We start from the raw sequence: 11,701 nt of genomic DNA on the forward strand, positions 1-11,701 counted from the left end.
CCGTTCTGGCGCGATTCTTCGCGTCTGTTTGGTGCCGCTCCAATGACGACTTCGACTTCGATGTCCTGGACGTCGGCAGGCTTGATTACGAGCAGCGCCAGATCATCAGCGACTGGGTGCTCAATCCGATTTGGCCCTGATCCAGAGCAGGCACGGACCCGCCGTTTGCACCGGGATCGTGCCTGCACTTCATTCATGATGCTCCGTGTTACCGCATCAGATCACGGTCTTTCCTTCTCAGGTGATTTGATGCTTCGGCCAGAGTCAGCTCTTCGCGGATCTCTCCGAACAGCAATTGCAGTTCGGACACCGACATCGGCCCCGCATCTTCGTCGTTGTCCTGGCTCCTCATCTCATTGTCGGCTTCGAAAATGGCGGTCCAGACGACCGCGTGAACAAATGCCGCAAAGGGGTAAGCCGGATTTCCGTGCTGTTCGCTCAGTTCACGAATACTCCTGCGGAAGTCAGCAAGCGAGGCTTCGGGCATGAGCTCGAAGACATGATCTGCCAAGACCCTTAGAGCCCTCAAAGTCTTTGCATTATACTGCCGTGCTGCATCGATCTCTGCTTTTGTTCTCCCCTCCGACAAAGAGGCAAAAGCCGCGCGGACGGCTGGTGGGGCAGCGTCAAGGGATCCGAAAATATAAGCCATATTGTTTTCTCCTGCATTACTCAGGAAATGGCTCTCTTTGCGATGCACGGAAATAAATTATTTGATTTTCTGATTTTCTCTCGGCTTCAAAAACTTCATCAGGTTTTCCACCGCTCTGACCTTCGCCAACTCGCCACGTTTTCCGGCAAGTTCCGCAAAAGAGGACATCACGTCTCGCAAAGATCGGCGCTCTTTCTCCAGTGCAACCGACTGTAATTGGAGCTCCTGGGCTACCTCATCATTACGGCGCTTGGTGCGGGAGATCCTCATCCATGCTTTCTTGATCCGACCCCGTTCCGCTTCGACAGCTTTTGCATGCGCCGCCTGATCCTGTTTGAGACCATAGACTTCGGGCTCTACCCGGTCCGCCGCGAACGCTTTCTTGCGCTCCGGTCGCCGGACGTCGAGCCCCATCTCGGCGCGCATATACTCGTACCAGGCGTCCTGCAGCGCGGATCCTTGAGCCCGCCGGTCATCCCGGCCATAGCGCCGCTTGGCCTCCTCCTTCGAGAACTTTGAAACCGATGCTTTTTTTAAGATTCTCCCATCCTTGTAGTGATAATCGTAGCGCGGCATAAGAAAAACATCGACCGTATGTCTCCCGGCTTCGTCGCGGTCGAGACGCGCTGCGAATACGGCATCGCCACCGTGGTATTCATTCAGGAACTTCCGGGCGTGCACGAGCATGTTGAACTGCTGGCCAGGGTCGCAACCGTCAATGAGCTTACTCGGAAACTGGACGATCGCGTGAATACAGGCTCCTTTGCTCGATGTCTTTACGCCTTGCATGTGAGCATTACGAAGATCTTTTAGATCTGATCCGCCGAAATAGAGAGGAGATTCATCGCGGACTTTCCTGCGCTGGCTGCTGATGTCATCGCGTCTGCCATGTTTTTCCATTTTTGCCAGATCGACCCATCTCAGGAGTTTTTGTCGCACAGCCCCTGACCGGCCTTTATTTTCAATACTGCTCATGTTCTGGAAGATAGAGCTTTTTATCCGTTTCAAAAAAACGGTTAACCCGCTAACCCTTTTTCGAAGAAAAAGGCGGGCCCTGCGGGGCAAGAGATATAAAGTGCTGTATTTTGATTATCCCTCTTAAAAGATCATCTCCGTGCTCCGATGCCGTTGGAGCCACTTCGCACTGCGGCGCCTATGGATGCATCCCAAGATAATTCGAGGTCCCCTGGCGCTCGATCACTACGCCAGAGGCGAGGAGAGCCTGTCGGGCCTTGTGTAAGCGCAGTGCAGTCCAGATGCCGCTGCAGGGCTTGGAGATGGGCGTACAGCAACCATGCATCTGCACCGGCCTTGGGGGACGCCCCAAGGCGCGGTAGAGCGAGGAATTATCCGTTCAAGAGATCTAAGATCGAGTAAGCTTGCCCTGCTGTCTTTATTTCACGGACACCGGAGATAATGTCACGGGCTTTCAGTTCGCGGCCCTGCGTCACATACCTTTTTTGCAAAACCTCGACTTTGCGAACAACCTTCTCCAGTTCAGACAGGCCGTAGCCGTCGAGAAGCTGCCGCGCATGATCCAGATGAAGGGCGACCATGCGCAGCGCCAGCGAGACGCTTTCGGTTCCGACGGTTGTTCCCATGCGTCCTGCGATTACATGAAAAACAACAGCGTACGAGAAGACTGAGAACATGGCTCGACGGAAGAAGCTTGCAGGAATGTTGGCTTCCTCAAACAAGCTCCGAAAATTGACCTTGAAAAGCTGGAGAGCATCTTCATCGAATCTGAAAACCGCATCGGGCAGATCATTGCGGCCAATTAGGTGAAGCCATGTCTTTCGGAGACGTTGAAACGGTACTTGGATTTCCGGGCTGTCCATGTTTTCGAAATAAATCGGAAATTTGGAAAGTGGTCGCTCTGGGTCGGCTTTGGCGTGGATATAGTTGAAACGCTGGGCGAAACCATCGACCAAAGACTCTGCTCCAATCTGCTTCTCGAATGTGTCTTCGACTGTCACCCCGAGAATAGTAAGCGCATGCTCCCTGACCTCGATCTGAACCTCCTTAGTCTTACGCTCAATAGGATCTCCAGAGTAGGCCCGGAGAAGTATGTCTTTGATCTCCTCCATGTATTGCAGGTTCTGGACTTGGCTCATAAATTGCCCAAATTCGTCCCGGAACCAGATGCCGCGAGGACATTGCGCGACGTTTGCCACAAACTGTGCAGCGGATGAGGCACCGGACAGCTGGGGAACAGCATCATTACCACTTGCATCAGATAACCAGCGGCCAACAGTTTTGATTGCGTAGCTCTTCCCGGATCCAGACGATGCCAGGGCGATGATCCACAGGCGAGGCGCTTGGAGGGAACCACCTATTTCGTATTGTGCTCCTACAGCATTCAGGAAACCTGATACGTGGCAAAGAACGGCGACGAGTGGAAGTTCTAAGGGGATATCTGTTTGGCAACGGAAGAGTTCGATTATATCTTCCAGAAATGATCCGGGCGGCACTGCTTTTATGCCTTCCCAAGAGGATGATCCGGTGTAATTTAACAGTCCTTTCAGATAAGCATACCCATCAGGGCTCATTCCTGTAAGTGCGTCGAGAAGACTGTTTTTATCTTTCAGCAATTTGACATAATTCAGTTCACCTCTTCTAATATTCTTTGTCATCAATTATCCTTTTATATTTCCATACTTGAGGCCACTGTTCGTGGGTGGCAGGCAATAAAAGGGTTCATTGCAGAGGTTACGGAAACAATAAGGAGTAGATTTTCATAGTTCCTTAGGGAGAGGGCGCCGAAAGCGTCGGCAAGGATAGGTTTTTCAAAGCGTCTTCAAGTAGTTAGTTGATTTCAGCTTGTCAGCACAGCGTCTGCACTTTTGGGTTCAATGGCTCATTAGGTTCTGATGACTATGAGCCCAGGTGTTAGATATGTGTTAGATCTTGTGTTAAGGACCAGAATTATGCTATTAAGTCTTTGATATGAAATGAAATAATTCTCGTTGCGGTTCCTGATACCCCGAATTCCAGTTCCCGTTCTCCGTCTTTTGGTTCCTGATACCCCGAACCCTTGACATCGGTTCCTAATACCCCGAAAGATCAGCAATGGTTCCTGATACCCCGAATCCACTGGACGCCCTTCTGCCAGATCGCCACCCGCAGCGTGATTTTTTCGTCTGCGACGTCGCGGATGCGGTTCTAAAAGACTTGATACCCAAGATGGAGCATCCGTTTTACGCCCTGAGCAAGAAGCCTGATACGACCATCCGGAGGTATCAACATGGTGATAAATGGCTGGAAGTAATACCCAGCGCGAAAGGCCAAGCGACCATCTATGATAAGGACATTTTGATTTACGTTGTCTCTCAGGTCATGGAAGCACTGAACCGTGGGGAGAAGGTTTCGCGCGAGATACGGTTCAACCCACGCGACCTCTTGATGTTCACCAACAGAGGGACCGGTGGGAAAGACTACGACGCATTTTGCGAGGGTCTGGATCGGCTAATGGGCACGGTGGTTAAAACCAATATCACCACGGCAGGCTTTGAGGATTCTATCCCTCTTGGGGATGAAGAGGAAACCGGATCATTTCATCTAATAGAGAAGGCAAAGATAAGGCGTAAACATGGAAGTGAAGGCCGCATCCTATTCGCTGAGATCACGATTTCGGAGTGGATCTTCAATTCTATTCGTCGCAACCAGGTTCTTACTTTGCATCCGGATTATTTTCGGCTCCGGAAGCCCATAGAACGTCGTATCTATGAGATTGCTCGTAAATTCTGCGGACACTCGGAAAGTTGGAAAATAGGGCTCGACAAGCTTTTGGGCCGCACTGGAGCGCGCACCGAATTAAAGCGCTTCAGACACACGATCCGAGAAATGGCGCTTACTGATCACTTGCCTGATTATCACATTTTTCATGACGCCGAAGCTGATCAGGTCATCTTCCGGAATAGAGGTAGCATGATCGAAGTTTCTGTCCCCTCTGCCTGGACCGGCCACCTTAATCCGGACGTCTATCACGACGCGCGGAAGATTGCCGTTGGCTGGGATGTGCGACAAATCGAGAGGCAGTGGCGAACTTGGCTTGGTAAGAAAGGTGAGGCTCCGCGAAGCCCTGAGCGCAGCTTTTTGGGCTTCTGTAAGAGCTGGCAGAACAAGCGCGGCAGACCATGAGGTTAAAAACTGGTATTGGAAACATTTCCGGTATTGCAAATAAAACCGGTAAGAGATATAAAACCGGTACATATATTAGGTGAGAACAATGCCTGTCATCGTCATGGCGAGCCCCAAAGGCGGGGTTGGAAAATCCACATGCGCGGTGCTCCTTGCCTCAGAGTTCGCCCGGATGGGGGTTGAGGTTACGGTCATGGACTGTGATCCGAATAAGTCTCTCAGTCGCTGGGCATCACGTGGTGTCCCTAAAGGCATTGTGCTCCGCAGTGACATCGGCCGGTCTGAAATTGTCCCAATGATCCGAAGGGCTGATGGGGATGGCAGGATCGTAATTGTGGACCTCGAGGGCGTCGCTTCACAGCTTGTTAGCCGCGCAATCTCCCAAGCAGATTTGGTGCTTGTGCCCATGCAGCCAACTGCATTGGACGCCGAAATTGGCTCAGAGGCATTGGCGTTGGTTCGAGAGGAGGAAGAAGCCCTTGGCCGCACAATCCGCCACGCTGTGGTACTGACGAAAACAAGCGCTGCTGTAAAAAGTCGGGTTCAAAAGGAACTGGAGGAGCAGCTGCGCGGAGCAGGGATAGACCTCATCGAGCCGTCACTGGTGGCACGAGCAGCTTTCTCAGAAATCTTCGCGTACGGCGGCGATCTCACCTCGATGATGAGCGATCCCAAAATGGTTACTGGGGGCAAGGTCGATAAGGCTGCCGCAAATGCGCGGGAATTCGCGGAGGCTGTCTATGAGCGGCTCAAATAGGCTGCCAGGCCTGAAGGCCCGGCCAAAGGACACAACCGCAGAGGAGGTCCGACGCGTTGACGAAGTAGGAGAAGCAAGAGGCTTTCTCGACCGAACTCCGCGCAAGAAGCCAGGCCGGAAGCCAAGCCCGCGAACCTATCAGTTGCACCCCAAGGTGCTACCAGAAATTGGTGAGGAAATCGCAGCGGCGGCTGAACGGGAGGGACTAACGCAGGGCCAGTTCATCGAACGAATTTGGCAAGAATATAAGAAGTTGGCTTCCTCAAAGAGTTCTTCTTGAGGGTAGGAAACGCACATGTTTATAACTGAAACACCTGCTCACTCAGATGGCGCCTCACTTAGCTTGCCCACAGGCTTTGAAAAGGGACAGGTATATACCCCATCGTTTTTGGCAGCTTGGTCGGCAAATCTCCTTGCAGAGTATCTTGGACCGCAATGGGACGGATGTATCCTTGATCCTGCATGCGGGGATGGAGAACTCCTGCATGCGGCCAAAAACCACCTTCCCAATGCACATCTCATAGGAGCAGATATTGATGCCGAGGCTTGCAGCTCAGCTCGGAAGCGCCTTGGAAACCGTTCTTCTATCAAAACCGGTGACATGTTGCTTTCAACATTTTTGCCGCACGCTATTGACGGAAGACGAATTGGCGCGGTGATATCTAACCCACCTTGGGGTGCAGACTTACTGCATTCAGCAGATCAGTTGAGGACTCTGGGCTATTCCCTCGCCACCGGTCAATTCGACAGTTGGTCTCTGTTTGTCGAAATGTCGATGCAAGCGCTTCACGAAGGCGGTTATGCAGTTTTCATTTTGCCAGACGCCATATTTTCTCCAGAGCATGCTCCAACCAGACGACTGCTTGCGCAGCATTACTCGATTAAACTAATTGCCCGCCTTGGCGAAGGAATTTTCAGAGGCGTTTATCGAGGAACCACCGTCTTATTGGTTCGGAAGGAACAACCAAAATCGGCTCAGAGAGTTGAGGTGTTCCGTTTGTCCAAATCGAAAAGAGACGCTGTGTTATCAGGAAATTGCAGCCTACAAGAGATAAGGACGGAGGAGCGTCATTATATATCCCAACAGCGGTTCTTGACTGATAAGGAATGTCGCTGGGATATTGACGTTCGCGAGACTGAGAAAAACATCCTGGACAAGATCGAAGTCTTAGGAGGCGGATGGACGGACCTTTTCGTTTCCGGAAGAGGCGTAGAGCTCTCAAAACGCGGGCTGGTAAGAATTTGTAGGAACTGCGACCATGCACTTCCTGCTCCTACCCGCCCCAGAGAAGTAACATGTCGAGGATGTGGACACGTTGATAATTCCGAAGCAATGCTGCAACAGAGCATTGTTCAGGTGACTGATACGAAACAGGCTGGCTTTATGCCTCTTATAGTCGGAGAGGATATAGGAAGATATGTCCTATCTTGTTCCCGACAGATCAAGATGAACGTTCCGGGAATTAACTACAAGTGCATTGAAGCTTATTCACAAGAACGGCTTTTAATACGAAAGACGGGAGTCGGCCTAAAAGCTACTGTCACAAAACGGCAGGCTGCCACCAATCAGGTGGTATTTCATTATGTTCCAAAGAACCACCAACACCGGTTCCTTCTATACTACACGTTGGGCATACTATCCTCACGCATCATGTTTGCGTATCACCTGCGGAAGTCGGGTGAGAATGAATGGCGCTCACATCCGTATGTCACGCCCAAGTCTCTAAAGGAGCTTCCTATTCCTATTCCATCGCCAGGAAGTCAAATATGGCGTCAGGCGGAGGTAATAGCGGAAAAGGTCAAGGTCCATTTACAAAACGGTGGGAAGTGCAAAGCCCTCGATCTTGAAATAGAGGGATTGATTGCAGGCATGTATCGCCTGGATCATTCAGACCTTAGATGGGTAAAGGAGGTCATCTGTAGTGCGCAAGATCTTGAACCAATGCGCGCACTCAGTGACTTCGACAGCCACGCTATTGGTTCTGAAATAATATTATAAGAAAATTATGTCATATAGATACATCGGAAATAAGACTCGGCTTCTGCCGATACTTTTGGATTCCTTCCAGAAAGCAGTACCAACTGGCGCTACTGTCGCTGACTTGATGTGTGGAACGGCCTCTGTTTCTGAGGCTCTTGCGCAGTCAGGCTACCGCGTCATTGCGTCAGACCTCATGACGTTCTCCGCGCACCATGCGCGAGTAAGGTTATGTATACCTGAAGATCCAACGTTCAAAGAGGTAGGCATTGGCAGCTACAGAAACATTCTGGACTACTTAAATCAGCTCCGGCCTATCGAAGGTCACTTCTTCAAAGAGTACTCTCCGGATGGGCAACCGGGAAATGGACAGAAGCCACGCAAATACTTCAGCAGCCCCAATGCTGCGCACATCGACGCCATAACCGCGCAGCTCAATGATTGGGTTGCGAATGGGGTTCTGTCTGAACCTGAGAACTCTCTTTTGCGTCATGATTTGGTTCTTGCGAGCAACCGAGTAGCTAATATTGCTGGAACGTACGGCCACCACAGATCGAAATGGGGAAACGGATCCTTATCGCGACTTGAGCTACGCCCAACGATATTCATGAGAAAGCAGCGTATTGATCACATAGTATATCAGGGTCCCGCCGAAGAAATAGCCCCTTTGGTGAAAGCAGATTTATGCTACATTGATCCCCCTTATATGAAGAGGCAATACGCGGCCAACTATCATATCATCGAAACAATTGCTCGTGGCGATGCGCCGGAAGCGGTAGGCGTCAGCGGCTTGAGGCCATGGCGTGATCAGTACTCTGATTTCTGCTCAAAGGTTAAAATCCGAAATGCCTTCCGTTCCATTTTCGATTCCGTAGAGTGCGACCAATTCATGATAAGCTACAGCGAAGATGGTCTCCTTTCGGAAGAGCAATTGTTAGATCTTTTCTCTGAAGTAGGTGAAGTCACACTCGAAAAGTTTCCGTTCATGCGATTCAGAAGCAATGCCGGGGGACAGGGTGGAACAGTTATGGAATACCTATTCCACATTAAGAGGTAGGTGCATTCGCGTTACTTATTATTTTATAATGCATTGGGAGCCATGTGATTGTGTATTTACCTCCATTGATCGTGAAACTCAGCCGGCCATTCGATATTTTTTTCAGATCAATCCCCTCGACGACAGCATAATGTAGCATTCTGTGCATATGCGCACTTACCACAACAAGATTGGCTGGATCATCTGACCCACCTTCCCCTAAAGGGATAAGATGATGAACTTCTAAATATGGATCACCATTACTTTTATTGAAGACAAATTTTTCGCCAGTTATTTGACATGTTTTGTAAAGCTGCTTAAGCGCGCTAACTGATTTGCGGTTTCGATCAAATACTTCTACAAATTTTTTAGTTTTCTTTACCTCTTCTGAGGTAGCATCATCTTGAAACAACTCCGCCGCTATTGCATCTTCGGTGCGGCCAGATTTTGCGTTGTAGGGCGCTTTTATTTTGGTAGTGGTTTTCCCTCCTTTACCTGTCCCTTCTACCTCAGCAGAAGCTGGTGGATGCAGACCAAATGGATCTTTTAGGCTCGAAATATCAAGTTTTATTGTGGGCTCAAAATTTATATGTCCGGCTGGCTCAGTAAGCATGACCTCAAAGCGCTGGTCAATTGCGGACAATCTCTCAATTTCTTCCGTTTTTAGCCAACCTGCCCAGTATTCATGATTATCTGTTTTTAACAAGAATACTCGAACACCCGCGGTAAGCTCAATAACACGTGGATCTTCAGCTGAAGACATGTCTGCAGGAGCGCGAGGGAACCCTCCTTTGTCAGGATGCCAAGCAAAAACTCTATTACTGGCGCGGCTGAATAGTTTCTGTGACCTTATATTTACGCTTGCAGCTCTTCTTTGCCCTATTTCAACTTCTTGGCTGCCCAATCCTCCTAAGCTGTTAATATTAACAGACCAGAGGGGTCCGCTTCTTGTACTTTGTGGAATAATATCGTCAAAGAAAGAGTGCCACGTAGGTATGTCTACGTTCCTCACCGGGACATCAATATATGACTGTCCTCCACCTCCATCTTCTGTGCCGGGCTGCTTATTGATGTTGAAATAGTCTGCAGGAGTGATTTGCCTAAATATAGCCTCTGAAACGTTTTTCACCATCTCGCCTTTATCATGATCTTGAATTTGATTCGCCGCTAAAATCAGGACGATACACTGAATCAAGGTTAGTAGTCATCTGAACTTGCTGCGTTCCGCTCTGGGAAGAACACGGACGTTCTATCAGCTTGGCCAGGCGTGGAGGCTCCATCACATCTTCCCGCGTCGGGAAGTGATAAGCCATTCGGCGAAGTTGGTTGCACAACACCTGCGAGGATGTATTTCTACTGTGGGTTGCACCCCATAAAACCTGTTATCCGATGTTCACCCTTCGTTACGGGTGCGGTGGATCATCTTAGGGTTGCTGCAGCCGGAGAGCCCAAATTTTGAGATCTGCCTCCTGATCACCGACAGCCTGTGCAGCGGTGTTGCGGCACAGGCTACCAGGGCGTGACTACATCAGGCGGCGCTTTGCTTTCTGCGCTTGGTCAGCCAGCCCAAGCTGCTCAAAGCGGCAAGAAGGAAGCCTCCGGCAGCAGGCAGAGGCACGGGAGCAACATCCGTCCCTGTGATGACATCATCGATGGCATAATTCCACATTGCGCTCCCACTTTCGTATTCGCTGCCGAAATTGAGAATGGAAATCGAGATCAACCCGGCCGAGTCAAAAAATCCCAAATATTCTGGAGCAGTCGGGGTGAGGCTTGTCTTGAATACACCGGAAACCCCCTCCACTACAATCTGGAACGTATCCGGGAGATCAGTGCGCGGTTCCGGATACCCATTGTCCCAAAAAGTATCCAGCAGGAACCCAACATATTTCGTGGCGCCTGAGAAGCCTAAGAGGTTTCGTGCGCCCTCTCCCTCATCCCATTCCACAAGTGCCTTCGTGGGACAGTAAACACTCTCGAAACAGACACCAGGACTGTTAGATGATCCCCCAGAAAAATCAATTGAAAAGCCGTTGAATGTATTGCTTCCAAGTCTTCCCGATGAGTATTTTTCAAAATCCTCAGAGGTGTCCCATGTTATGCTGTGATAGTCATAGGCCACTGGCGCAGCCTGTGCAGCCATCGCCAGAGAGCAAAATGCAATGGCCGTCGATATTTTAAGAAACATGGTTACCCAACTCGCCTGAACTCTTGATGATAAAGATCACAGTCTCGTGATCTTCGCTCTGCTCTACCATGCTGTTTTTTGCAGGTCGAGCCTGCTCATCGCCTGCAAGGCAAAGATGCAAGATCGATATCGTCTAAGAGGGCCTGATTTTCTTTCCTGATATCCCCAACAAACCAATGTTCTTTGCACACCCGCCAGACATGGCCCAAGCAAAGGACATCCCATGCCTCCTTTCGATTTAGACGATGCCGCCCCCCTCACTGACGCTGAGGTCTTCGCTCAGAAGCGCGCGCGTTTCCAAGGCCGCACCGGCATCTATGAGCGCGGCGACTATGCCGCTGCCGTTGGTCTCCTGCTGGCCCTGACCCGTCTTCACAGCGGGACGGGAAGTGCATCGCGGGCCGCCCAGGTCCTGCTCAATGCCTACAATGGGAGTCGATTCCCCTATGATCCAGGCGAGCTGTACTATCTCGATCCGGACCTGCGGACGGCCGCTTTTGCCCTCATGTGGGGGCGGATTGTGACGGGCAGAGGGCCCCACGAGTTCCTCAACACGCCAGAGGCGCCCACCCGTGGGAGCGAGATCTTCGAGGGTCTGGCCGAAGACTACCCACGCCAGTTTAAGAGGATCCCGCCTGAGGAATGCGAAGAGCTTTGATCTCTCGATAGTCCGGCGCTCTGGAACAAGACCACGGCTTCTGTCAGCCGTTTTACGTCGGTAAGCCTTGGAGGAATCAAACCTTTGATTTCAGGAATTCCGGTTGCGAGCCATGTCCTCTAAACACTGCCCCTCATGACCTACAACCTTGAAGGAAAACTGCTTGTCTACCGCATTTTTCGCATTCCTGCGCCGCGCGCCCCAAGGCGTCCAGAACTGCTTCGACGTCGAAAGTCGCAAGCTCGATACTGACGCCCTGGAGCGCTACCTGGGCTTCGCCTCGAGTGGCGAA

The 11,701-nt window shown here is 50.8% G+C and carries 10 protein-coding genes; 5 read left to right on the plus strand and 5 right to left on the minus strand.

Annotation, left to right across the window (positions count from 1 at the left end; genetic code table 11):
- Window positions 1-208: 208 nt before the first annotated feature.
- The 3 genes from IE224_RS19765 to IE224_RS19775 form a co-directional block, all read right to left on the minus strand.
- Window positions 209-652 carry a hypothetical protein gene (locus tag IE224_RS19765; RefSeq protein ID WP_191313115.1) on the minus strand — a complete coding sequence of 148 codons (444 nt, stop codon included), beginning with the start codon at window positions 650-652 and terminating at the stop codon, window positions 209-211.
- Window positions 653-709: 57 nt separating this feature from the next.
- Window positions 710-1,627, minus strand: a complete 918-nt coding sequence (locus tag IE224_RS19770; RefSeq protein ID WP_191313117.1) for a hypothetical protein — start codon at window positions 1,625-1,627, stop codon at window positions 710-712.
- A 371-nt stretch (window positions 1,628-1,998) separates the two neighbouring features.
- Window positions 1,999-3,285, minus strand: a complete 1,287-nt coding sequence (locus IE224_RS19775) for a DUF3987 domain-containing protein (RefSeq protein WP_191313119.1) — start codon at window positions 3,283-3,285, stop codon at window positions 1,999-2,001.
- A 436-nt stretch (window positions 3,286-3,721) separates the two neighbouring features.
- Between IE224_RS19775 and IE224_RS19780 the strand changes: the two genes are divergently transcribed.
- From IE224_RS19780 to IE224_RS19795, 4 genes are all read left to right on the plus strand, one after another.
- On the plus strand, window positions 3,722-4,792 hold the full coding sequence (locus tag IE224_RS19780) for a replication initiator protein A (RefSeq protein WP_191313121.1): 1,071 nt from the start codon (window positions 3,722-3,724) through the stop codon (window positions 4,790-4,792).
- Between the two features lie 88 nt (window positions 4,793-4,880).
- Window positions 4,881-5,549 carry a ParA family protein gene (locus tag IE224_RS19785; protein ID WP_191313123.1) on the plus strand — a complete coding sequence of 223 codons (669 nt, stop codon included), beginning with the start codon at window positions 4,881-4,883 and terminating at the stop codon, window positions 5,547-5,549.
- 295 nt (window positions 5,550-5,844) lie between these two features.
- Window positions 5,845-7,548 carry an N-6 DNA methylase family protein gene (locus IE224_RS19790; RefSeq protein WP_191313125.1) on the plus strand — a complete coding sequence of 568 codons (1,704 nt, stop codon included), beginning with the start codon at window positions 5,845-5,847 and terminating at the stop codon, window positions 7,546-7,548.
- A gap of 7 nt (window positions 7,549-7,555) precedes the next feature.
- Window positions 7,556-8,584, plus strand: a complete 1,029-nt coding sequence (locus IE224_RS19795) for a DNA adenine methylase (RefSeq protein ID WP_191313127.1) — start codon at window positions 7,556-7,558, stop codon at window positions 8,582-8,584.
- Here the strand turns inward: IE224_RS19795 and IE224_RS19800 are convergent.
- Together IE224_RS19800 and IE224_RS19805 are read right to left on the minus strand one after the other, a co-directional pair.
- Complete coding sequence (locus IE224_RS19800; RefSeq protein WP_191313129.1) at window positions 8,574-9,758, minus strand: HNH endonuclease; 1,185 nt, start codon at window positions 9,756-9,758, stop codon at window positions 8,574-8,576. The genes IE224_RS19795 and IE224_RS19800 overlap by 11 nt on opposite strands.
- A 333-nt stretch (window positions 9,759-10,091) precedes the next feature.
- Window positions 10,092-10,685: a VPLPA-CTERM sorting domain-containing protein gene (locus IE224_RS19805; protein WP_191313131.1), complete on the minus strand. Its 594-nt coding sequence runs from the start codon at window positions 10,683-10,685 to the stop codon at window positions 10,092-10,094.
- A gap of 289 nt (window positions 10,686-10,974) precedes the next feature.
- Here IE224_RS19805 and IE224_RS19810 point away from each other — a divergent pair, with 289 nt between their 5' ends.
- Window positions 10,975-11,409, plus strand: a complete 435-nt coding sequence (locus IE224_RS19810) for a DUF7673 family protein (protein ID WP_191313133.1) — start codon at window positions 10,975-10,977, stop codon at window positions 11,407-11,409.
- Window positions 11,410-11,701: the final 292 nt, after the last annotated feature.

Origin of the sequence: Paracoccus aerius, from assembly GCF_014656455.1 — a bacterium.
GTDB lineage: Bacteria > Pseudomonadota > Alphaproteobacteria > Rhodobacterales > Rhodobacteraceae > Paracoccus > Paracoccus aerius.